Consider the following 21,498-nt stretch of genomic DNA (forward strand, 5'->3'; position numbering starts at 1 on the left):
GATTTGCCGGAGGTGCGCCGTCAACTGAAAAACTTTGAGCGCATGAAGATCCTGTTGGATCGCTGGATCGACCTATCGATGGAGTTGTCAACTTTGCGGCTGGCCAAAACCGGGGACTGAGCTACCGGAAGAACTTGGCACTGTCCAGTGAAGACTCCAGCCAGATCTTCGCGATACGAAGCTACGTAGTTGGGTGTTACTACGTACCGCTCTTCGACTTGCAGGACTCGTTGGCGAATGAGTTCCCGGTGTTGACTCCAGTACCGTCCCATCTCCTTCGGATCAAAACCTCCTGGAACCCCAGCTTTGGACGCAAACCAGCCCTGTTCATCTCCGCCCGCAAAGAATGAGTTACTCAAATGCGACAGACAGTGGTCGAGGAAATGGAAGACGTTGTCCTCGCGGATGTCGGGGTTGAAGCAGGCGCCAAACACGTACTCGTTCATCTGCCTTGCTATGCCGCCACTATCACCAGCCCCACACTCGTCGTAATGCCCGCAGCCCACGCCTGACCCAGTTGGGGGCAGTGCATTGCTCAGTTGGTAGACCACGAAGGACTTGACGGCAGAGCGCGCCGAGGAAATGCGCTGGGCAAGCGAAGCTGCACCTTGCTCGGATTGCTCGCCCCTTGAAGCCTGCTGATCAAGTTGAGACGAAGCTTCGCCGAGAAACTCTTCAACTGGGGTATCACTGACTTCTGAAAAGAAATTTCGCCGCGGATCAATGTAGGTTCGCTTGAACAGCGCGAAGACCTCCTGGGACAGTCTTCTCATTCCGATCAATGCGAGATTACTGACCAAACCTGTTGTCGCAGCACTTCCGTCCTGATGGACAATGAGAGCGGAATGCAGGTTGTAGTTCTGTCCTTGACGATCTGCGGAGCATTGGAGCCTGAACAACATGAGATCGTTCCAGCCGAGGACGCCGCGATCGCTGCCGGCTATACGTTGGATTAGCCCTTTGCCTTCATGGGAGTGTTCGCCGAAGATCCGCCACGCGATCTCTATGACGTTCTCTGCGGTATTCGGAAGACGACGGCCCGATGTTCTCCCCCAGCCGGCTCGATCCAAGAGCCGCAACAGGGAGTAGATCGACCTCTGCCGCAATCCGCGATCATCGTTCTCGATTGCCGCGTAGCGCGGCAAATAGTCGACGAGCGTGTCAATGGCTTCTTCCGCGACAGCGCGAGTGAAGTCATAAGATTGATTGACAAGCACCCTCCAGAATTGATCGTGCGCACGCTCCCCGCGTTCCAATCGAAAGTCCGGCGACGTCAGCACCGATGCTATAGACGCCCCATTCCGAACTCGTTCCACGGCTTCCTGGTAAAGAACAAATGTCTCCTGTGGCTCTGGTGTTGCGAACCGCACAATGAGCTTGAGGTACCCCTCCAGATTCCTGACGTTCTCATGGTTGAAGCACGCGCGCGACCTCAGGACTGCCTCCTCAACATCGCTCCTATCACCAAGCGCCAAACTCCCCACGTCGAAAAGCTGCGTCAATAGGAACTCTGCCGTCCCTTGTCGCTCCGCCACCAGCTTCGAGAACTCAGCAGAGTTCTTGAACCCTGGCTCGCCGTACTCGCGACGCACGGCAAAAATCCCGCAACGTCCCTCCGTTTCTTCGGAGTAGATACGTCTGAACAACCCAGGGTAGTTCAGATGCAAGAGCATGAGGTTGATGAGGTCGCACTTGTTGAAGTCCGTCCGACCTAAGTCGCTCTTCTCGATTTGCATGAGAAGCATGGCGTTGATGAAGCGCTTTACCTTGCGCAGGTCGCCGACAAGAGGTAAGTACTTCGCCGCTAGGTCACCGTCGAGAATACTCGCCAACTCGTTGAGCACTGAGCCGAGCTTCAGCATCGTATCGGAAGGAATCGATCCCAGTTGGTTGTCTGCGCGTTCCCAGTTCCTTCGCAGGAAGTCCCGAATGTTCGAACTGTCAACGAACAAGCTCAACTTGACTGTCACAAATTTCTCAAGGAATTCTCGCGCTCTCGAACCCTCCTCCTGGCTTCCGGCAAGTACCTCGGTGTCGTAGCAGAGGACATAGGTGGCCTGCGACAGCTTGAACGTCCGCCGCGTTGCAAACAGAACGTTGTTCGTAGTCCTTGCGTCCAAACGATCAAGGTCGTCGATGACAATGATCACGCGGCGGCCGATGCGCCTAAGCACCGCGTCGATGTCATCGAGCAGTTCATCAACGGTCTCCTGCGACGGTTCCAACGAAAGCTTGAAGCCAAGGAACGAAATGTCGGCCTTTCCTTTTATCAACCGGGAATACCGCGACGCCGCCGGCCGAAACTCTGGAGCAAAGACCTTTCGTTGAATTGCGGCGGACAAGTCGCGAATCAAGCGGTCCGCAAGGTCAGGTTCTGATGCGTATCGAAGAGGTTCGAATCGACAAACAATGGCCCTGTCTTCCGCTCTTGCCCAGTAACGCTCAGCAAGGTTAATGAAGCTTGTCTTGCCGACTCCCCATGGCCCGTCAACCCCAAAGACGAGCCCTTGGTGGGCGCCGCTTGCAAGAACAGTCTCCGCGAACGACTTGGCTTGCGCTTCGCTTGCAAGCAGATCTTCTTTCTCGTCTCCGATTTCCTCATCTGCAATGAAATACAACTGTGGGGTCGTTCTTTTGGGTCTCGGCCAGTACTGTTGAACCAGTGGCGACAACAGTACGGAGCTGAGCAGAACGAAGACCGCTGGCGCCCAAAGAGGATCCGCATTGTTGAGTGCTGCATGCACTTTAGCCAACCAAGGCGAGATCAACTCGTTCGTCCAGATGCCGATGCCGATCGCGATCAGTAGATCGAGGCGGAGGCTGCGGCCCATCCGCGCAGCAGCGCTGTGCGCGCCCCGCTCAACTGAGTAGATCAGGCACAGCAGCAGGCCGGCCAGTACTCCACCGGTCGTTGCCCAGAGGGGTACATCAGACAACGTCTGAGCGAAGTTCGCACCGAGGTAGAAGGCGGCCCGCCAAACCTCCGCACCTACGAAGCCAAAGGCGAGCGACTTGGCGAAGACCAGTAACTCGGGCATCTTCATCGTTGGCTTGGTAGCCGTCATCGATTTGTCCTCCGTGGTGCCGCGCGATCTCCTCGCGCACTCGCCGACACTGCAGCCGACGCTAACACTCTACTCGCGCGCAGTTGGCCCGCTTGACCGTCACTGACGGGCGTCAGCTAAGGTAACACTTAGACCCGTAGTCCGAAAAGCGGAGCCCAGTCTGAAGTAGCCGTTTGGTCGAACTGCTCCTAGCCGAGAAGGCGACGGTGGCAAGCGGAGAGCCTTACGCGGCAAACTGAAGTCCGCTCCTGACCTCGGATCACTTCGGTTCGTTGCTGCGATCATGGCGGGTACGGCGATCTATCGATTCGAACTCCGCCGGCGCGGTCCGAGTACGCGCTGATAGCCAACACGGATCTTGACGTAGCCCACAGCATAGCCCTCGCCGATTGACACCCTCCCACACCTCCCCGACAATCCCCCAATCGCCTCAAACAAAGGTGATCGGGCGTGGAAACCCGGAAAACGTAGGCGGACAGCCGCTATTTGCGGCTTTTTTGTGTCCGTGCGTTCGTGCGCGCGTAGTATGACTACGGCGGGCCGAGCGGGGCAGCTTTCGGGCTGGCCGGTTTCCTACGTTTCCGGTATTTCCACCCTCGCTGCGGGCCCGCCACCCTCACGTGGAAATGAGAGACGGGTCTTCCAACCCAAACTAGGAAGCCGCTATGTCTGACACCTTCGCTCGCTCCGAGCAAACCACCTTCCGCGATCCACCCGAGCGCACGCTCACCCTCTCCCGGCAATCCGACCTACTAGCCGACCTGATCCGCATCACCTTCCCCGCAGACACCCCCACAAAGCTAAGCGTCCAGGAACTAGCCTACCAACTAGACGCGCTGCGCAACGACGCTCAAAGCATCGCGCAGGAAAGCTGTGCCGACTTGCTACGCGTAAGCGCAGGCCTTGGCTCCGTTCTGAGATTGCTGGATTACGACAGTGACGAGGTAGAAGACAGTCACGGGCTGCATTGCTTGCTGACGCCGTTGAAGCAGCAGTTGGATGCGGCTTTGAACCGGGTGCAGGGGTTGCTTTGAGGTAGGGGGTGGGGGGCTTGTGGAAGGGTGAGATTCGTCGCTCTTGCTGGCTCCCGCCCCTCTCCCCCGCCCCTCTCCCGCAGGCGGGAGAGGGGAGACAACAGAGCGGAGGTTGAAACGGCTCTGGTGTCTTTGAACCAAGGCGACGAGCGTCGCCCGGTTTATCGGCTGCAGCTTACTTGATACCCAAGCGCCACAACGAAGTCACCTCAGCCGCGCGCGCGGCGTGCAGCGGGTCGGTCATGTCCGCTGCCTTCGGGTGGTTCGGCTTCACTTCCAACCGCCCCAGCACCTTCAGCCCGGCTTCATCAATCCAGCCCAGCAACTGGTCCCGCGTGCGCAGGCCCAGGTGTTCAGCCAGGTCCGACAGCAGCAGCCAGCCTTCGCCCTTGGGTTCCAGGTGATCCGCCAGCCCGGCGATAAAGCCCTTCAGCATCTGGCAGTCCGGGTCATACACGGCGCGCTCAATCGGCGAGTTGGGGCGTGCCGGCACCCACGGCGGGTTGCACACCACCAGCGGGGCGCGGCCTTCGGGGAAGAGGTCGGCTTCTACCACTTCGACCTGGGCAGCGGCTTTCAGGCGGTGGATGTTGTCGCTGGCGCAGGCGAGTGCGCGCGGGTCCATGTCGGTGGCGATCACGCGTTTGACGCCGCGCTGGGCTAGCAGGGCGGCCAGCACGCCGGTGCCGGTGCCGATGTCGAAGGCGAGGTTGAGGGCGCCGGCGGGTAGCTGGGCCTTGGCCACCAGGTCGATGTATTCGCCGCGCACGGGGGAGAACACGCCGTAGTAGGGGTGGATGCGTTCGGCCAGGGCGGGGATTTCCACGCCTTTTTTACGCCACTCGTGGGCGCCGATCAGGCCGAGGAGTTCGCGCATGGATGCCACGTAGGGGGCGTCGACCTCGCCGTAGGCTTCGAGGCAGGCTTCGCGCACGTCGGGGGAGCGGCGCAGGGGCACGAGGTGGTCGGCGTCGAAGGGCAGCAGCAGCATGGAGAGCGTGCGGGCGCGCTGGGACTGGGCCTGGCGGTGCAGGTGGAAGGCTTCGGTGGGGGTGGGCTTGGCCTTGGGCACCTTGGCGGCCTTGGCGGCTTTCTTGGGCTTGTCGGCGCGGCGGGCCAGGGCTTGGAGCAGCTGGCGGGCGTTTTGGAAGTCGCCGCGCCAGAGCATGGCAGTGCCTTCGCAGGCGAGGCGGTAGGCGGTGTCGCCGGTGGTGGTGTCGTCAGCGATGACGACGCGCTTGGGCGGGGGCGTGCCGGCTTCGGATTGCCAGTTTGCGCTGCGTTCTTCGCCGTTTTCGGTCCAGTGGATGGTAGCTTGCTCTGTCATAGGGTCTTTCTGGCTGCCTGGGGCGGCCAATGGGTTGTGCTGCGTTGTGCTGATAAGTCTGGCCAACCGGGGTTGGCCATTCAAGGTGATCCGTCCCCGCGGTGCGCCGGTGGCTTATCCGGGGCGCCGTGGCGGGGCTGGCATGGCGCGGCTGGTGGCGGTCTCTCTGTCTCTATCTATGTCTATGGTCAGCCGCGCAGGATTGGGTAGGGGTGATGCGTCAGAGTTCGTAGGCTTCGTGTTCGCCTGACATGGCTTGTTCTACCAGCTTGCGGTTGAGCGTTGGGGAGAACAGCTCAATAAAGGTATACACAAAGCTGCGCAGGTAGGCGCCTTGCTTGACAGCCAGGTGCGTCACATTGGTGCCGAACAGGTGCCCGGCGGGGATGCCGCGCAGGTTGCGGTCGCGCTCGGCGTCAAAGGCCACGCCGGCGACAATGCCGACGCCCAGGCCGATTTCTACATAGGTCTTGATGACGTCGGCGTCGATGGCTTCCAGGATGATGTCGGGCTTGAGGTGGCGCAGCTCGAAGGCTTTGTCGATCTTGGGGCGGCCGGCGAAGTTGGGATCATAAGTGATGAGTGGGTAACCCATCAGGTCTTCCAGCGCCAGGTGCTTTTTTTCCAGCAGGGGGTGATCGGGGGGCATGACGATCACATGCTGCCATTGGTAGCCGGGCAGGGAGATGAGGTTTTTGTCGGCCGAGATGCCTTCGGTGGCGATCCCGATGTCGGCGTGGTCGTGCAGCACCATGTCGGCGATCTGGGTGGGATTGCCCTGTTGTATGGAAAGGCGCACCTTGGGGTAGCGCTTGGTAAACTCCGCGATCACCCGGGGCAGGGCGTAGCGCGCTTGCGTGTGGGTGGTGGCGATGGTGAAGTTGCCCTGGTCCTGGGCGGCGTAGTCCTTGCCTACGCGTTTCAGGCTCTCCACTTCTTGCAGGATCTTTTCTACCGACTCCAGGATGCGGCGGCCGGGCTCCGTCAGGCTGCGGATGCGCTTGCCGTGGCGGGTAAAGATGTCCACGCCGAGCTCTTCTTCCAGCTCGATGATGGCCTTGGAGACACCGGGTTGTGATGTGTAGAGCGCTTTAGCGGCTTCGGTCAGGTTGTAGTTCTGACGTACGGCTTCGCGCACAAAGCGGAACTGATGCAGGTTCATATAACTGTGTTCGTATAAACAAACAACTTCTTATTAGTTTGAGATATGAGGGCAGTTTATTACGATTCTCGAACTTTGTTAATGAACGGTCGGAACCTCCGTGCGCATGCCTCACTTTTAGGCAGCAACGGGCGCTTACCGGCCCGGTGAACCCCAATGTCTCTTGCCTATACCGTTTCCGGTCTGCTAGTAGGCGTCCTCGTCGGTCTGACCGGGGTAGGCGGGGGTTCGCTCATGACGCCGCTGCTGACGCTGTTGTTCGGCTTTTCGCCGGCCACGGCGGTTGGCACCGACCTGGCTTTCGCCGCCATCACCAAGGGTTTTGGCACGCTGGCGCACCGCGCTCACGGCCATGTGCAGTGGCAGGTGGTGCGCCGCCTGTGCATCGGCAGCCTGCCGGCGGCGGTGGTGGCCATCCTGGTGCTCAAGAGCGCCGGCGAGCTTAACGCGCAGTGGCTGCACGCGATCCGCATGACCATCGGCGTGTCGGTAATCCTGACAGTCTTGTCGCTGCTGTTCCGCAGGCAGCTGCTGGCGTGGCTGTCCCGCAACCCCCAATTCCAGCTTGAAGGCCGTGCCCAGACCATTGCCACCATCGTGGTGGGCGCCGTGATCGGCGTGCTGGTGACGGTGTCCTCGATCGGCGCCGGTGCGGTTGGCGCCACCTTGATCCTGCTGCTCTATCCCCGCATGAAGCCTGCCGAAGTGGCGGGCACCGATATCGCCTACGCCGTCCCGTTGACGGCGCTTGCCGGCCTGGGCCATGTGTGGCTGGGCACGGTGAACTGGGCCCTTTTGCTGGCCTTGCTGGTGGGCTCGATCCCCGGCATCTGGCTGGGCGCGCAACTGTCGCGGGCGTTGCCCGAGCGGCTGGTGCGCGCCGCGCTGGCTACCACGCTGACGCTGGTGGCCATCAAGCTCGTCTCCTGAATTTAACGAATACTGAACGGACCCACACCATGTATCAGTACGACCAATACGACCAGCGCATCGTCAACGAACGCGTAGCCCAGTTCCGTGACCAGGTGCGCCGCCGCCTGTCCGACGAACTGACCGAGGAAGAGTTCTTGCCGCTGCGCCTGCAAAACGGCCTGTACATGCAGCGCCATGCCTACATGCTGCGCGTGGCGATTCCGTACGGCTTGCTGTCGAGCAAGCAGATGCGCATGCTGGGCCATATCGCGCGCGAGTATGACCGCGGCTATGGTCATTTCTCCACCCGCCAGAACATCCAGTACAACTGGATGGAGCTGGAGCGCGTGCCCGACGTGCTGGCCGAACTGGCCAGCGTCGAGATGCACGGCATCCAGACCTCCGGCAACTGCGTGCGCAACATCACCACCGACCACTTCGCTGGCGTCACGCCCGATGAGTCCGTGGACCCGCGCGTGCTGGCAGAGCTGCTGCGCCAGTGGAGCACGTTCCAGCCGGAATTTGCGTTCCTGCCGCGTAAGTTCAAGATCGCCATTTCCGCTTCGGCCGATGACCGCGCCGTGGTGCAAATGCACGATATCGGCATCTACGCCTACCGCAACGCCGAGGGCGAAACGCGCCTGCGCATCCTGGCCGGCGGCGGCCTGGGCCGCACCCCGATCCTGGGTTCGGTGATCAAGGAAGACCTGCCTTGGCAGCACCTGCTGTCGTACGTGGAATCGGCCATTCGCGTGTACAACCGCTATGGTCGCCGCGACAACAAGTACAAGGCGCGCATCAAGATCCTGGTGAAGGCGATCGGCGCGGAGAAGTTCGCGCAGGAAGTCGAGGAAGAGTGGCAGCACAGCAAGGATGGTCCCGCCACCATCACGCAGGCCGAGTTCGACCGCGTGGCGCAGTACTTCGCGCCCCCGGCTTACGACAAGCTGCCGGACACCGACGCTTCGTATGAAAAGCACCTGCTGGAAGACAAGGCTTTCGCCCGCTGGGTGAGCCGCAGCGTGCATGCGCACAAGGTGCCGGGCTACGCCGCCATCACGCTGTCGACCAAGCCCGGCCCGGCATCGCCCCCGGGAGATGCCACCGATGCGCAGATCGACCTGGTGGCTGACCTGGCCGACCGCTACGGCTACGGCGAGCTGCGCGTGGCGCACGAGCAGAACCTGGTGCTGCCGGACGTGAAAAAGCGCGATCTGTATGCGCTGTGGCAAGAGGCCAAGAAGGGCGGCCTGGCCACCGCCAACATCGGCCTGCTGACCGATATCATCGCTTGCCCGGGCGGCGATTTCTGCTCGCTGGCCAATGCCAAGTCGATCCCGATCGCGCTGGCCATCCAGGAGCGTTTCGACAACCTGGACTACGTGCACGACCTGGGCGAGATCTCGCTCAATATCTCGGGCTGCATCAACGCTTGCGGCCACCACCACGTTGGCAACATCGGCGTGTTGGGCGTGGATAAGGACGGCGAGGAGTGGTACCAGGTCACGCTGGGCGGCGCGCAAGGCAACAAGAGCGCCATCGGCAAGGTGATCGGCCCGTCGTTCAAGGCTGAGGAAATGCCGGACGTGGTGTCGCACATCATCGACACCTATGTGGCCAACCGCCATGACGACGAACGCTTCATCGACGTGCTGGGCCGTATCGGCATCGCCCCGTTCAAGGAACGCGTCTACGCCGACAAACAACGCGAACGCGCCGAAGCCTGAGCACCGGAGATAACGACATGGCAAAGATTATTCAACTGCAACGCAGCGAAGGCGCCAACCCGGTTCCGGTCATCATCGACGATGCATGGACGGTGCTGCGCGGTGCCGAGGGCGCGGCCCTGACCGACGAGCAAATCGTCGCCGCCGCGCAAGGCAAGGACGCTGTGCTGTTCCCGCTGACCGCATGGCTGGCGCACAAGGACGGCGTGCTCGCTGGCCGCGCTGCTGACATCACCGGCATTTGGCTGGCGCCGGAAGACGAGCCGGCCGACGCGCAGGGTGCGTTTGGCAGCGTGGCCGTGGTGGCGGTGGATTTCCCCGTGTTCCGCGATGGCCGTGGTTTTTCCACCGCCTACCTGCTGCGCACCCGCTACAACTGGTCCGGCCAGCTGCGCGCCATTGGCGACGTGCTGCGCGACCAGCTGAACTTCATGAAGCGCTGCGGCTTTGACGCTTTCGCGGTGCGCGCGGACAAGAACATCGATGACGCCATCAAGGGCTTCACCGAGTTCACCGTGGCCTACCAGGCGTCGGTGGATGAGCCGCTGCCGCTGTTCCGCCGCAACCGCGCCGAAGCGCTGGGCAAGGAAACGGCATGAGTGAGATTGCTATCGTCGAGGCTCCGGTCTCGTCACTGCGCCCGCCGGCGCTGTGGACCGCGCCGGCGTACACCGGCAGCGTGGCGGATCTGGCGGCCAAGGAGCGTGAGCTGGGCCTGCGCCTGGCGGAGATCGCTGGCCGCTTTTTCCGCGCCCGCTTTGCGTCCAGCCTGGCGGCCGAAGACATGGTGGTGACCGATGCCATCCTGCGCGGCACCGAGCAGGTGCGCGCCGGCATCCGCGTGTTCACGCTGCAAACCGGCCGCCTGCATGCCGAAACGCTGGCGGTGCTGGATGAGGTCAAGGCGCATTACGGCTACGACATCGAGCGCTTCACGCCGGACCCCGAGGCAGTGGAGAACTACCTGAAGAACCATGGCCTGAACGCGTTCTACGACAGCGTGGACCTGCGCAAGAGCTGCTGCGGCATCCGCAAGGTGGAGCCGCTGAACCGCGCGCTGTCGCATGCGGACGCCTGGCTGACCGGCCAGCGCCGCGAGCAAGCGGTGACGCGCTCGGAGCTGCCGTTCGAGGAAATGGACGAGGCACGCGGCATTCCCAAGTTCAACCCGCTCGCCGACTGGAGCGAGGCTGAGGTGTGGGCTTACCTGAAGCGCCATAACGTGCCGGTCAACGCGCTGCATGCCAAGGGTTACCCGAGCATCGGCTGCGAGCCTTGTACGCGTGCCGTGCGCGCTGGCGAGGATGTACGCGCCGGGCGGTGGTGGTGGGAGAGCAAGGACTCGAAAGAGTGCGGGCTTCACGAACAGAACATCAAGCATTGAGGCCAGACGAAATGGGCATCATGAACGAACTGACCGGCGCGCCGGAAGTGGCGCACCTGCTGCAAGTGCAAAACGATCACCTCGACAAGCTCGAGGCGGAATCCATCTACATCATCCGCGAGGTGGTGGCGGAGTGCCGCAACCCGGCGCTGCTGTTCTCGGGCGGCAAGGACTCCATCGTCATGCTGCACCTGGCGCTCAAGGCCTTCCGCCTGGGCGACCGCAAGACCGAACTGCCGTTCCCGCTGGTGCATATCGACACCGGCCACAACTACCCGGAAGTGATCCGCTTCCGTGACCAGCGCGTGGCCGAGCTTGGCGCGCGCCTGGTGGTGGGCCATGTGGAAGATTCCATCAAGCGCGGCACAGTGCGCCTGCGCAAGGAAACCGACTCGCGCAATGCCGCGCAAGCCGTGACGCTGCTGGAAACCATCGAAGCCAACAAGTACGACGCGCTGATGGGCGGTGCCCGCCGCGACGAAGAAAAGGCGCGTGCCAAGGAACGCATCTTCTCCTTCCGCGACGAGTTCGGCCAGTGGGACCCGAAGGCCCAGCGCCCGGAACTGTGGAGCCTGTACAACGCCCGCATGGCGGCCGGCGAGCAGATGCGCGTGTTCCCGATCTCCAACTGGACTGAGCTGGACGTGTGGCAGTACATCGCCCGCGAAGCGCTTGAGCTGCCCCCGATCTACTACGCGCACCAGCGCGAAGTGGTGAAGAAGAACGGCCTGCTGGTGCCGGTCACGCCGATCACGCCGAAGCAGGACGGCGACGTCAGCGAAGTGATCTCGGTGCGCTTCCGCACCGTGGGCGACATCAGCTGCACCTGCCCGGTGGCCAGCGTTGCGGCCTCGCCGATCGAAATCATCGCCGAGACGGCCGTGACCGAGATCACCGAGCGCGGTGCTACGCGGATGGATGACCAGACCAGCGAAGCGTCGATGGAACGCCGAAAGAAAGAAGGCTACTTCTAACCCGGACGCATAGGCGGGCACATCGCGTCGTTGCGAGAGTGCTCGTGTACCAATGTACACGTCGCCCTCACGCGCCTAGCGCTGCCTCCCGCCTATGCGCCGGAGCGAGCGCCGCGCAGGATGAAGAAAGGATTTGACATGAGCACCCAAGCAACACACCAAGGCCTGCTGCGTTTTATCACCGCGGGTTCGGTCGACGATGGCAAGAGCACCCTGATTGGCCGCCTGCTGTACGACAGCAAGGCTGTGCTGTCCGATCAGCTGACCGCGCTGACCAACGCCAAGAACAAGCGTACCGCCGGCGAGCAGATCGATTTCTCGCTGCTGACCGATGGCCTGGAAGCCGAGCGCGAGCAGGGCATTACCATCGACGTGGCTTACCGCTACTTCTCCACCGCGCGCCGCAAGTTCATCATCGCGGACACGCCGGGGCATGAGCAGTACACCCGCAACATGGTGACGGGCGCGTCCACCGCGCACGCCGCCATCGTGCTGGTCGACGCCACCCGCGTGACCGTGACCGACGGCCGCGCCGAGCTGCTGGCGCAGACCAAGCGCCATTCGGCCATCCTGAAGTTGCTGGAGCTGCAACACGTGATCGTGGCCATCAACAAGATGGACCTGGTCGAGTTCAGCGAAGAGCGCTTTAACCAGATCCGCGCGGCCTACACCGAGTTGGCCAGCCAGCTGGGCTTGAAGGATGTGCGCTACGTGCCGGTGTCGGCGCTGCGTGGCGACAACATCGTCAATGCCAGCCAGGCCATGCCGTGGTACCAGGGCGAGCCGCTGCTGCCGCTGCTGGAAGCCCTGCCGGTGGAAGAACCCGCACCCGAAGGTGACGCCGCGCTGCGTTTCCCGGTGCAACTGGTGATCCGCCAGGACGGCGCCCAGGCTGACGACTTCCGCGGCTATGCCGGCCGGGTCGAGGCAGGCACGGTGCGCGTGGGCCAGAAGCTGCGCGTGCTGCCCGCCAACCGCGATGCACTGGTGGCGGAAGTGCTGACCCCCAACGGCGTGGCCGAATCGGCCAGCGTGGGCGAGACCGTGACGGTGCGCTTGTCGGAAGACGTGGATGTGTCACGCGGTGATATGTTCGTGGCTGCCGCCGCGGACAGCGTTTCGGCCAAGAAGCTGACCGCCGATTTGTGCTGGTTCGATGACGAATCGCTCAATCCGGCCCGCAAGTATGTGCTCAAGCACACCACGGCCAGCGTGTTTGCGCGCGTGTCGTCGGTGGATCGCGTGCTGGACGTGCATACGCTGCTGCACGAGACCGACCGCCACGAAATCGGCCTGAACGATATCGGCTCGGTGCAGATCTCGCTGCAAAAGCCCATCGTCTGCGACAACTATGGCGACAACCCGGCGACCGGCGCTTTTGTGCTGATCGACGAAGCCACCAACCACACCGTGGCCGCTGGCATGATCCGTGCATTCGCCTGAGGCGAGTGCATAGGCAAATCGATCCAGTGAGCGCGAAGGAGCATGGCATGGGCAAGGTCTATCTGATCGGCGCGGGTCCCGGCGCCGCGGACCTCATTACGGTGCGCGGTGCACGGCTTTTGGGCGAAGCCCAGGTGGTGCTGCACGATGCGCTGGTCTCGCCCGAGATGCTGGCATGGTGTCCGCAGGCGCAGTTGATCGAGGTGGGCAAGCGCTGCGGCCAGCGCTCTACCGCGCAGTTGTTCATCAACCGCCAGATCGTGGATCAGGCCAGCAAGTTCGAGCGCGTGGTGCGCTTGAAGGGCGGGGATCCGATGCTGTTCGGCCGCGCCGACGAGGAACTGCAGGCGCTGGAAGAAGCCGGCATCGCGTACGAAATCGTGCCGGGCATCACCGCCGCGCTGGCGGCGGCTTCCGCGATCCGCAAGCCGCTCACCAAGCGCGGCGTGTCGCGCAGCGTGGCGTTTGCGACGCAATCCAAGGCGGCTGACACGATCGACGTGGAGGCGGATGTCAAGGCCGATACGGTGGTGTATTACATGGGCCGCGACCAGGCGGCATCCATCGCCGCGCAGTTGATCGCGCACGGCAAGCCCGCTTCCACGCCCGCTTGGGTGGTCGAGGCCGCTACCTCGGCGCACCAGCGCAGCCGCCAGTTCACGCTGCGGCAGATGGCGGCGGGCGAGGCGGCGGCCTGGATCAACCCGGTGCATCCCAGCCTGCTGATGATCGGCGAAGCGCTGGCCTCGCGGGCTAGCGAGGCGGTGCCGCAGGATGTGGATGGCGGCGTTGCCTACGTGGAAACGCGCGCAGCCTGAAGCACTGGCGCGCCAAATGAAAAAAGCCGGGCAACGTTGCGTTGCCCGGCTTTTTCATTTAGGTGCTTCGATGGGGCTACGTGGGCGCTAGGCGTTGCCGCTGCCGAGCGTCCCCGCGCAATAAGCCGCAATCGCATCCAGCACACTGTCATCCTCGCCGACAGCCGCCGCGCAGCGGATCGTCACACCCGGAAGCTTGCTCCGGCAATCATCCAGCAAGGCCGGCAGGTCCCGCCGCAGATGCCCGCCCTGGCCAAAGAACACCGGGACCACATTGATGTCGGTAACGCCCCCGGCGGCCAGCTCTGCCAGCGTATCCGGCAGCGAAGGCGTCATCAGTTCCAGGAAGGCCAGGCGCACCGCGCAATCCGGCAGCGCAGCCGTCAGCTTGGCGTGCAGCCGGTCAAACGGCTCGCGCCAGCGCGCATCGCGCGCGCCGTGGCCGAACAGCACCATGGCCTGGCGGGGAAGGGGCGTGGTATTCATCTTCGAGCCTCGATGCTTGCCGGCTTGCTGGCTGGCTTAATGCCGGTCCACCCAGCGCAACGCGCCAAGCGCCACCAGCAGGTACAGCGTGCCGGGGATCAGCGCCGAGACGATGGGCGGCCAGGTATGCAGCAGCCCCACGTGCGAGAACAGGGTGTTGGACAAGTGGAAGGACAGCCCCAGCATGATGCCGCCGAACACCTTCACGCCCACCGCGCCGGCCCGTGCGTGCAGGTAGGCAAAGGGCAGGGCCAGCGCCACCATCACGAACAGGGTCAGCGGGTAGATCACTTTCTTCCAGAAGGCGATCTCGTAGCGCTGGGTGTCCTGCTTGTTGTCGCGCAGGTGGCGGATATAGCGGAACAGGTCCACCGTGGACATCCGCTCCGGCTCCACCAGCAGCACCGACAGGATCTGCGGCGTCAGCTCGGAGCGCATGGCCATGGTGGGCACGCTGTGCTGCTCGCCGCGGAAGGCCGGCGCCAGGGCGTCCGCCTTGCCGGGCTCGCCCCTGGGCAGTTCCAGGAAGTGGGTCTCGGTCACGCCGGTGAGCTGCCAGGACTGGCCGCCCTCGTAGCGGCCTTCCTTGGCCACGCGGATCACGCTCAGGCGGTATTGGTCGTCGAACTCGTAAATGGTGACGCCAGTGATGCTCTGGTCGGGCCGCAGGCCGGCCACGTTGACGAAGCGCGTAACCTCATGGCCCTTGGCGGCATCGCGGTCGCGGTCCTTGACCCACACGCCGGAGCGAAAGCCCGCGGAAACCGTGGCGCCCAGTGCTTCGAGCTTGACCTTCTGCGCGTACTGCTCGGCCTTGGGGCCGATGAATTCGCCGAAGATAAACGTGGCGATGGCCAGCGGAATCGCCAGCTTGAACAGCGAGAACAGCGCCTGGCGCGTATTCAGGCCGGCCACCCGGAAAATGGTGTACTCGGACTGGCTGGCCAGTTGCGAGAACACATAGATGGCGCTGATCAGCACGGCGATCGGCAGCACCTCATAGATGCGGGTGGGCGCCTGCAGGATGACGTGGAAGAACGCCACCAGCGAGGTGTAGCGGCCGGCCACGCTCTCCAGCTCGCTGAGCATGTCGAAGAACACGAACAGCGCCAGCACCGCAAACAGGATGAAGGCGAAGACGCCGTAGATCAGCCGCGCGAAATAACGCTCGTAGACGCGCAATACCTTCATGCCTGGTTCCCCCGGGCGCCACCCTTGCGGGGCAGGCCGAAGACCGCGCGCCAGCCACCCAGGCTGCGGTTCTGGCGGTAGCGGAACAGCATCACCGCGCCCAGCAGGGCGATCAGGTGGAACGGCCACCAGGCCATCGAGAACGGGATGGAGCCGGAGCGCACCCAGGCCTGCGAGAGATTGATCACGTTACTGTAGGTCAGGTAGATCAGCACCGCGAAGACCAGGGGCGTGTAGCGGCCCAGGCGCGGGTTGACGTAGGCAAGCGGGATGGCGATCAGCACAAAGTTGAAGGCCAGCAGCGGCAGCGACAGGCGCCACAGCAACTCGCCAAGGTTCTCGTTGGTGGGGTTGCGCAGCAGGTCGATGGTGTCGCGGCTCTTGGTCGGGAGGTTGGCTTCCGACTCAGGTGGTTTGTTGTCCACCTTGACCGCGTACTGGTCGAACTCCACGATGCGGTAGTCGATCTTGCCGGGCGTGCCGGCATAGCGGCGGCCGTTTTCCATGACCACCATGCGGTCGCCGTTGGGCATGGTCTGGAACTGGCCCTGGTGGGCCAGCGCCACGCCGATCTTGTCGGCCTCGGCGTTGGCCACGAAGACATTGCGCGCGTGCTTCATGTCGGCGTCGATGCCTTCGATGAACAGCACGTAATTGCCTTTGGCCGGCTCGATGAAGCGGCCGGCGGCGATCATGGACAGCACGCCGCGCTGCTCGAAGCGGTCGCGGAACAGCGCGCTTTGCTGGTTGGCCCACGGCCAGGCGAACATGCCCAGCAGCAGCGACATGATGATGAAGGGCGCGGCAAACTGTAGCACCGGCTTGACCAGGTCGCGCAGCGAGATGCCGGCCGAGAACCACACCACCATCTCCGAGTCCTTGTACCAGCGCGTGAGCACGATCAGGGTGGAGATGAACAGGGTGGCGGACAGCAGGATCGACAGATAGCCAATGGTGGCCAGGCCGATCAGCATCAGGACGTCATTGGGGCTGGCCTGGCCATTGGCGGCCATGCCGAGAATACGGATTACGAGCGAGGTCAGCATGAAGGTCAGCATGACCAGAAACACCGCGCCGGCGGTGTATGCGAGCTCGCGACGCAAGGCTTGTTGAAAGATCATGCGGAGTCGGTTCCGGGCTGCCGGCCGGCGCGGGCGATGTCGGTGCCGGGGGGCTTGCTAGCAAGCATAGCGGACCGGCGGCAGCAAATCGCGGATAATAGGAGCTTTCGTGGTGGACAAGCCCCTGGAAGGAAGCGCGATGGAATTTAGCACAAAAGCCTTGGATTGGAGCAAAGCGGGCCAAAATGGTTTCCTGGCAACCAAGACCGATTGTCTGGTGGTGGGCCTGTTTGAAGGACAGAGCCTGGCCGGTGTGGCCAAGGCGCTCGACGTGGCAACCAAGGGTTTGGTTTCCCGGCTCGTCAAGCTGGGCGATTTCGAAGGGAAGCGCGGCACCCAGCTGATGCTGCACGAAGTGGCCGGCGTGGGCGCTGCCCGCGTGCTGCTGGTGGGCTTCGGCAAGGAAGCCGAGTTCGGCGACAAGGCGTTCGCCGAGGCTGTGCGCACCGCGTTGCGTGCCTTGTCCGGCACGCGCGCCGCCAATGTGCTGTGGTGCCTCGCCCAGCAGCAGGCCCCGCAGCAGGCTGGCAACGCCCGCGACCTGGCCTGGCGCCTGATCACCACCGTCACCCTGATCCGCGAATCCGGCTACCGCCTGCTGGAGCGCCATCCGGGCCTCAAGCGCGCCAACGCCAGCGCCAAGGGCAACAGCAACGGCAACGGCGCCGACAAGCTCACCGGCTTGCGCAAGGTGGTGCTCACCGTCGACGCGGCCGACGCCAAGGCGGCCGCCCAGGCCGTGGTCCGCGGCGCGGCTATCGCCAACGGCATGGAGCTGACCAAGGACCTGGGCAACCTGCCGTCCAACATCTGCACGCCGACCTACCTGGCCAATACTGCGCGCGGCATCGCCAAGCGCCACAAGCTCAAGGTGGAAGTGCTGGGCCGCAAGCAGCTCGAGGCCCTCAAGATGGGCGCCTTCCTGGCGGTCACCAAGGGCGCGGTGGAGCCGCCGCAGTTCATCGTGCTGCGCTACGACGGCGCCTCGGCCAAGCAGGCGCCGGTGGTGCTGGTGGGCAAGGGCATCACCTTCGATACCGGCGGCATCTCGCTCAAGCCCGGCGAGGGCATGGACGAGATGAAGTACGACATGTGCGGCGCCGCCTCGGTGCTGGGCACGCTGCAGGCGGTGGCCGAGATGGGCCTCAAGCTGAACGTGATCGCGGTGGTTCCCACCTGCGAGAACATGCCGGCCGGCAACGCCACCAAGCCCGGCGACGTGGTCACCAGCATGTCCGGCCAGACCATCGAGATCCTGAACACCGACGCCGAAGGCCGCCTGGTGCTGTGTGACGCGCTGACCTATGTCGAGCGCTTCAAGCCGGCCGCCGTGGTGGATGTGGCAACCCTGACCGGCGCCTGCATCATCGCGCTGGGCCACGTCAACAGCGGCCTGTACGCGCGCAACGACGGCCTCGCGGACCAATTGCTGCAAGCCGGCCGCAAGGCCATGGACACCGCCTGGCGCATGCCGCTGGACGATGACTACCAGGACCAGCTCAAGTCCAACTTTGCGGATATGGCCAATATCGGTGGCCGCCCGGCCGGCAGCGTGACCGCCGCCTGCTTCCTGGCGCGCTATACCGAGAAGTACGACTGGGCCCACCTGGATATCGCCGGCACGGCCTGGAAGAGCGGCGCCGCCAAGGGCGCCACCGGCCGCCCGGTGCCCCTGCTGGCGCAGTTCCTGATGGACCGCGCTGGCTGAAGCTGGATGGTTAAGCTTGATGCTTGACAGCAGGGACGGGCCGGCGCCGGCATCTGCGCGGGTCCGTCCCTGTTTAGCTTCATTCTCACAGGATTGCTTTCAACCATGACGCGTATCGATTTCCACAGCAACGTGCCCGACAAGCTCGGCTACGCTTGCCGGCTGATCCGCAAGGCGTATGGCGCCGGCCAGAAACTGGTGGTGCATGGCGCGCCGGAGCAGCTGGCGCAGCTCGATGCGCGCTTGTGGACGTTCTCCGCGCTGGATTTCCTGCCGCATTGCGGCGTGGACAGCCCGAACGCCGAGGTGACGCCGATCGTGCTGGCGGCCACGCTGGACCAGGCTCCGCACCATCAGCTGCTGATCAACCTTAGCGCCGAGCCGCCGGTGCAGTTCGCCAGCTTCGAGCGCATGATCGAGGTGGTCGGCAGCGACGCCGACGACCGTGCCGCCGGGCGCGAGCGCTTTCGCCTGTACCGCGAGCGCGGCTATCCGCTGGCGCATCACGATATCGCGCAGGCCGGCCAGGCAGGCCAAGGCACACAAGGCGCACAAGCCAAGGGGGATGCCGCATGACCGAACGCACCACCTCGCGCGTGATCCCGCGCATCGGGCCCAACGACAGCATTCCACTGCTGACGGAAGTGATCGACCTGCCCACCGACGGCGCCAGGCAACCGGCGCCGGACGCGACGCCGGCGGGGGCCACGCAAGCGGTAGCGTGGTCGGATTCCGGCGCTGGCGGCCCAGGCCATGCCCAGCCCGTGCATGACTTGACCTGGCCTGGCCCGGTCACCCATGTCGTCATGCCCCGTGAGCCCGGCGACGGTAGTCCCGCGCCCGATATCCCTGCACTGCACCAGCCAACCCCGTCGACCCAGGATGGCGCCTACTCGGTTTCGCACGCCACGCACCACGCCAGCCCGCCGCCCAGCCCGGACGAGCTGCGCGCCGTGCGCAGCGAGCTGCTGACCCGCGTGATGATGCGGTTTCGCACCGAATGGCCGCAGGTGGTGGAGGCCCATACCGAAGCCACGCTGCAATCGCGGCTGGCCCCGTTGACCGCGCAACTGGCGGCGGAACTGACGCAGGCGATGGAGGCCCGGCTGGTGGAATGGCTGGACGCCACGCTGGAAGAGATCGAGCGGGATCCGGGCGGGATGTGAGGGAACTGACTGGAAAGCGTCTTGCCAACCGCGCGGGTGTTTTGGCGTTGGCGTGATTCTCTTTCCCGTCACGCACAATCCACGCGCCATAAAAACGCCCGCGATCGCTCGCGGGCTTTTTGTCCTTCTGGCGATGAAGCCGCAGCCTCAGTCCGTCACAGCGCCCTTGCTGGCGGTCGAAGCCAGCTTGGCGAACTTGGCCAGCACGCCACGGGTGTAGCGCGGTGCCGGCTGCTTCCAGGCGGCGCGACGCTTGGCCAACTCTTCTTCGCTCACGTTGAGCTCCAGCAGCAGCTTGTGCGCGTCGATGGTGACCGAGTCGCCTTCCTGCACCAGCGCGATGTTGCCGCCCACGTGCGCTTCCGGCGCGACGTGGCCGACCACCATGCCCCAGGTGCCGCCCGAGAAGCGGCCGTCGGTGATGAAGCCGACCGATTCGCCCAGGCCCTTGCCGATGATGGCCGAGGTGGGGGCCAGCATTTCAGGCATGCCGGGGCCGCCCTTGGGGCCCAGGTAGCGCAGCACCAGGATGTCGCCGGCGTTGATCTTGTCGGCCAGGATGGCGTCCATGGCGCTTTGCTCGTCCTCGAACACGCGGGCCGGGCCGGTGATGACCGGGTTCTTCAGGCCGGTGATCTTGGCGACGGCGCCTTCCGGTGCCAGGTTGCCCTTCAGGATGGCCAGGTGGCCTTCCTTGTAGAGCGCCTTTTCGATCGGCATGATCACGTCCTGGTCGGCGCGCGGGGTGTCCGGCACGTTTTCCAGTTCCTCGGCCAGGGTGCGGCCGGTGATGGTCAGGCAGTCGCCGTGCATCAGGCCTGCCTTGAGCAGGATCTTCATGACCTGGGGAATGCCGCCCGCGCGGTGCAGGTCGGTTGCCACATACTGGCCCGACGGCTTCAGGTTGCAGATCACCGGCACCTTGCGGCGGATGCGTTCGAAGTCGTCGATGCTCCATTCCACTTCGGCCGAGTGGGCGATCGCCAGGTAGTGCAGCACGGCGTTGGTGGAGCCGCCGGTGGCCATGATCAGCGCAACGGCATTCTCGATGGACTTGCGCGTGATGATGTCGCGCGGCTTGATGTCCTTCTTGATGGCCTCGACCAGCACGCGTGCCGATTCGGCGGCGCTGTCGACCTTTTCCTGGTCCGGGTTGGCCATGGTCGACGAGTACAGCAGCGACATGCCCAGCGCCTCGAACGAGGAGCTCATGGTGTTGGCGGTGTACATGCCGCCGCACGACCCCGACGACGGGCAGGCGTTCTTCTCGACGCCTTCGAAGTCTTCCTGGCTCAGGCGGCCGGCGGTGAATTCGCCCACGGCTTCGAACGACGACACGATGGTCAGGTCCTTGCCCTTCCAGTTGCCCGGCTTGATGGTGCCGCCGTACACATAGATGCCCGGCACGTTGGTGCGCGCCAGCGCGATCATGCCGCCCGGCATGTTCTTGTCGCAGCCGCCGATCACGACCACGCCGTCCATCCACTGGCCCTGGGCCGCGGTCTCGATACAGTCGGCGATGACTTCGCGGGAGATCAGCGAGTATTTCATGCCTTCGGTGCCCATCGACATGCCGTCCGAGATGGTCGGGGTGCCGAAGATCTGCGGGTTGGCGTCGGAGGCCTTGATGGCCGCCACGGCGGCGTCGGCCAGGCGTTGCAGGCCGGAGTTGCAAGGCGTGATGGTGGAGTGGCCGTTGGCGATGCCCACCATCGGCTTGTCGAAGTCTTCCTTCTTGTAGCCCAGCGCGTAGTACATCGAGCGGTTGGGGGAGCGCGCCACGCCTTGCGTGATGTGCTGCGAGCGTTTGTTGTATGCCATGGGAATCTCCGGGGGAAGTGTGCCGGCCTGCGCGGGGCGCCCCGGGGTTCCGAGGACCGGGCAGGCTCTTGCCATGTTGTGGACGAGAGCATGCCGCTTGCCTTTTATCGTGTCAAATATATTATTCAACCTTTATTGAGTCGAAAAACATATCAGGAG

General features: G+C 63.8%; 18 protein-coding genes. 11 read left to right on the forward strand and 7 right to left on the reverse strand.

Annotated features, from left to right (window positions below; genetic code table 11):
- Positions 1 to 20: 20 nt before the first annotated feature.
- Positions 21 to 3,065, reverse strand: coding sequence for a KAP family NTPase (locus AB4061_RS09820; protein WP_441633197.1), 3,045 nt, complete (start codon positions 3,063 to 3,065; stop codon positions 21 to 23).
- Positions 3,066 to 3,730: 665 nt separating this feature from the next.
- Between AB4061_RS09820 and AB4061_RS09825 the strand changes: the two genes are divergently transcribed.
- A complete protein-coding gene (locus AB4061_RS09825) occupies positions 3,731 to 4,099 on the forward strand; it encodes a DUF1484 family protein (RefSeq protein ID WP_441633199.1) in 369 nt (122 codons plus the stop codon).
- A gap of 175 nt (positions 4,100 to 4,274) precedes the next feature.
- On the opposite strand, the gene AB4061_RS09830 is transcribed toward AB4061_RS09825, so the two are convergent.
- Positions 4,275 to 5,426, reverse strand: coding sequence for a 50S ribosomal protein L11 methyltransferase (locus AB4061_RS09830; RefSeq protein WP_441633201.1), 1,152 nt, complete (start codon positions 5,424 to 5,426; stop codon positions 4,275 to 4,277).
- A 220-nt stretch (positions 5,427 to 5,646) separates the two neighbouring features.
- The gene (locus AB4061_RS09835) at positions 5,647 to 6,588 is read right to left on the reverse strand and encodes a CysB family HTH-type transcriptional regulator (protein ID WP_006159509.1); all 942 of its coding nucleotides are present in this window, start codon (positions 6,586 to 6,588) and stop codon (positions 5,647 to 5,649) included.
- Positions 6,589 to 6,744: 156 nt separating this feature from the next.
- Between AB4061_RS09835 and AB4061_RS09840 the strand changes: the two genes are divergently transcribed.
- The 7 genes from AB4061_RS09840 to cobA all read left to right on the forward strand — a co-directional run bounded on the left by AB4061_RS09840 (position 6,745) and on the right by cobA (position 13,846).
- Entirely contained in the window at positions 6,745 to 7,518 is a 774-nt protein-coding gene (locus tag AB4061_RS09840) for a sulfite exporter TauE/SafE family protein (RefSeq protein ID WP_441633203.1), read from the forward strand.
- 29 nt (positions 7,519 to 7,547) lie between these two features.
- Positions 7,548 to 9,227, forward strand: coding sequence for a nitrite/sulfite reductase (locus AB4061_RS09845; RefSeq protein ID WP_441633205.1), 1,680 nt, complete (start codon positions 7,548 to 7,550; stop codon positions 9,225 to 9,227).
- A gap of 17 nt (positions 9,228 to 9,244) precedes the next feature.
- The gene (locus AB4061_RS09850; RefSeq protein WP_441633207.1) at positions 9,245 to 9,826 is read left to right on the forward strand and encodes a DUF934 domain-containing protein; all 582 of its coding nucleotides are present in this window, start codon (positions 9,245 to 9,247) and stop codon (positions 9,824 to 9,826) included.
- Entirely contained in the window at positions 9,823 to 10,611 is a 789-nt protein-coding gene (locus AB4061_RS09855; RefSeq protein ID WP_441633209.1) for a phosphoadenylyl-sulfate reductase, read from the forward strand. Before AB4061_RS09850 ends, AB4061_RS09855 begins: the two co-directional genes overlap by 4 nt.
- A gap of 11 nt (positions 10,612 to 10,622) precedes the next feature.
- Positions 10,623 to 11,585: a sulfate adenylyltransferase subunit CysD gene (gene cysD, locus AB4061_RS09860; RefSeq protein WP_174427934.1), complete on the forward strand. Its 963-nt coding sequence runs from the start codon at positions 10,623 to 10,625 to the stop codon at positions 11,583 to 11,585.
- 138 nt (positions 11,586 to 11,723) lie between these two features.
- Positions 11,724 to 13,028 (forward strand): sulfate adenylyltransferase subunit 1, encoded by a 1,305-nt coding sequence (locus AB4061_RS09865; RefSeq protein WP_174427935.1) that lies wholly within the window; start codon positions 11,724 to 11,726, stop codon positions 13,026 to 13,028.
- Between the two features lie 47 nt (positions 13,029 to 13,075).
- Positions 13,076 to 13,846 (forward strand): uroporphyrinogen-III C-methyltransferase, encoded by a 771-nt coding sequence (gene cobA, locus AB4061_RS09870; protein WP_441633212.1) that lies wholly within the window; start codon positions 13,076 to 13,078, stop codon positions 13,844 to 13,846.
- Between the two features lie 87 nt (positions 13,847 to 13,933).
- Here the strand turns inward: cobA and AB4061_RS09875 are convergent, their stop codons facing one another.
- Genes AB4061_RS09875 through lptF form a run of 3 tightly spaced genes read right to left on the reverse strand, consistent with a single transcriptional unit; the run spans position 13,934 to position 16,644 of the window.
- On the reverse strand, positions 13,934 to 14,332 hold the full coding sequence (locus tag AB4061_RS09875) for a sirohydrochlorin chelatase (protein WP_441633214.1): 399 nt from the start codon (positions 14,330 to 14,332) through the stop codon (positions 13,934 to 13,936).
- A gap of 36 nt (positions 14,333 to 14,368) precedes the next feature.
- Entirely contained in the window at positions 14,369 to 15,523 is a 1,155-nt protein-coding gene (gene lptG, locus AB4061_RS09880; protein WP_441633216.1) for an LPS export ABC transporter permease LptG, read from the reverse strand.
- Positions 15,520 to 16,644, reverse strand: a complete 1,125-nt coding sequence (gene lptF / locus AB4061_RS09885) for an LPS export ABC transporter permease LptF (RefSeq protein ID WP_441633218.1) — start codon at positions 16,642 to 16,644, stop codon at positions 15,520 to 15,522. The genes lptG and lptF overlap by 4 nt, the downstream gene beginning before the upstream one ends.
- A 139-nt stretch (positions 16,645 to 16,783) precedes the next feature.
- On the opposite strand from lptF, the gene AB4061_RS09890 reads away from it, so the two are divergent.
- The 3 genes from AB4061_RS09890 to AB4061_RS09900 all read left to right on the forward strand — a co-directional run bounded on the left by AB4061_RS09890 (position 16,784) and on the right by AB4061_RS09900 (position 19,518).
- On the forward strand, positions 16,784 to 18,352 hold the full coding sequence (locus tag AB4061_RS09890) for a leucyl aminopeptidase (RefSeq protein ID WP_441633220.1): 1,569 nt from the start codon (positions 16,784 to 16,786) through the stop codon (positions 18,350 to 18,352).
- A gap of 105 nt (positions 18,353 to 18,457) precedes the next feature.
- Positions 18,458 to 18,928, forward strand: a complete 471-nt coding sequence (locus AB4061_RS09895; protein ID WP_441633222.1) for a DNA polymerase III subunit chi — start codon at positions 18,458 to 18,460, stop codon at positions 18,926 to 18,928.
- Positions 18,925 to 19,518 (forward strand): hypothetical protein, encoded by a 594-nt coding sequence (locus AB4061_RS09900; protein ID WP_441633224.1) that lies wholly within the window; start codon positions 18,925 to 18,927, stop codon positions 19,516 to 19,518. Before AB4061_RS09895 ends, AB4061_RS09900 begins: the two co-directional genes overlap by 4 nt.
- A gap of 147 nt (positions 19,519 to 19,665) precedes the next feature.
- On the opposite strand, the gene ilvD is transcribed toward AB4061_RS09900, so the two are convergent.
- A complete protein-coding gene (ilvD, locus tag AB4061_RS09905; protein WP_441633226.1) occupies positions 19,666 to 21,339 on the reverse strand; it encodes a dihydroxy-acid dehydratase in 1,674 nt (557 codons plus the stop codon).
- Positions 21,340 to 21,498: the final 159 nt, after the last annotated feature.

It is taken from the genome of Cupriavidus sp. YAF13 (assembly GCF_052113425.1).
Classification (GTDB): domain Bacteria; phylum Pseudomonadota; class Gammaproteobacteria; order Burkholderiales; family Burkholderiaceae; genus Cupriavidus.

What these genes read in the sequence shown, in the direction of transcription:
- AB4061_RS09820 (WP_441633197.1), bottom strand. Translation starts at nt 3,065, where the DNA reads ATGACGGCTACCAAGCCAACGATGAAGATGCCCGAGTTACTGGTCTTC.
- AB4061_RS09825 (WP_441633199.1), top strand. Translation starts at nt 3,731, where the DNA reads ATGTCTGACACCTTCGCTCGCTCCGAGCAAACCACCTTCCGCGATCCA.
- AB4061_RS09830 (WP_441633201.1), bottom strand. Translation starts at nt 5,426, where the DNA reads ATGACAGAGCAAGCTACCATCCACTGGACCGAAAACGGCGAAGAACGC.
- AB4061_RS09835 (WP_006159509.1), bottom strand. Translation starts at nt 6,588, where the DNA reads ATGAACCTGCATCAGTTCCGCTTTGTGCGCGAAGCCGTACGTCAGAAC.
- AB4061_RS09840 (WP_441633203.1), top strand. Translation starts at nt 6,745, where the DNA reads ATGTCTCTTGCCTATACCGTTTCCGGTCTGCTAGTAGGCGTCCTCGTC.
- AB4061_RS09845 (WP_441633205.1), top strand. Translation starts at nt 7,548, where the DNA reads ATGTATCAGTACGACCAATACGACCAGCGCATCGTCAACGAACGCGTA.
- AB4061_RS09850 (WP_441633207.1), top strand. Translation starts at nt 9,245, where the DNA reads ATGGCAAAGATTATTCAACTGCAACGCAGCGAAGGCGCCAACCCGGTT.
- AB4061_RS09855 (WP_441633209.1), top strand. Translation starts at nt 9,823, where the DNA reads ATGAGTGAGATTGCTATCGTCGAGGCTCCGGTCTCGTCACTGCGCCCG.
- cysD (WP_174427934.1), top strand. Translation starts at nt 10,623, where the DNA reads ATGGGCATCATGAACGAACTGACCGGCGCGCCGGAAGTGGCGCACCTG.
- AB4061_RS09865 (WP_174427935.1), top strand. Translation starts at nt 11,724, where the DNA reads ATGAGCACCCAAGCAACACACCAAGGCCTGCTGCGTTTTATCACCGCG.
- cobA (WP_441633212.1), top strand. Translation starts at nt 13,076, where the DNA reads ATGGGCAAGGTCTATCTGATCGGCGCGGGTCCCGGCGCCGCGGACCTC.
- AB4061_RS09875 (WP_441633214.1), bottom strand. Translation starts at nt 14,332, where the DNA reads ATGAATACCACGCCCCTTCCCCGCCAGGCCATGGTGCTGTTCGGCCAC.
- lptG (WP_441633216.1), bottom strand. Translation starts at nt 15,523, where the DNA reads ATGAAGGTATTGCGCGTCTACGAGCGTTATTTCGCGCGGCTGATCTAC.
- lptF (WP_441633218.1), bottom strand. Translation starts at nt 16,644, where the DNA reads ATGATCTTTCAACAAGCCTTGCGTCGCGAGCTCGCATACACCGCCGGC.
- AB4061_RS09890 (WP_441633220.1), top strand. Translation starts at nt 16,784, where the DNA reads ATGGAATTTAGCACAAAAGCCTTGGATTGGAGCAAAGCGGGCCAAAAT.
- AB4061_RS09895 (WP_441633222.1), top strand. Translation starts at nt 18,458, where the DNA reads ATGACGCGTATCGATTTCCACAGCAACGTGCCCGACAAGCTCGGCTAC.
- AB4061_RS09900 (WP_441633224.1), top strand. Translation starts at nt 18,925, where the DNA reads ATGACCGAACGCACCACCTCGCGCGTGATCCCGCGCATCGGGCCCAAC.
- ilvD (WP_441633226.1), bottom strand. Translation starts at nt 21,339, where the DNA reads ATGGCATACAACAAACGCTCGCAGCACATCACGCAAGGCGTGGCGCGC.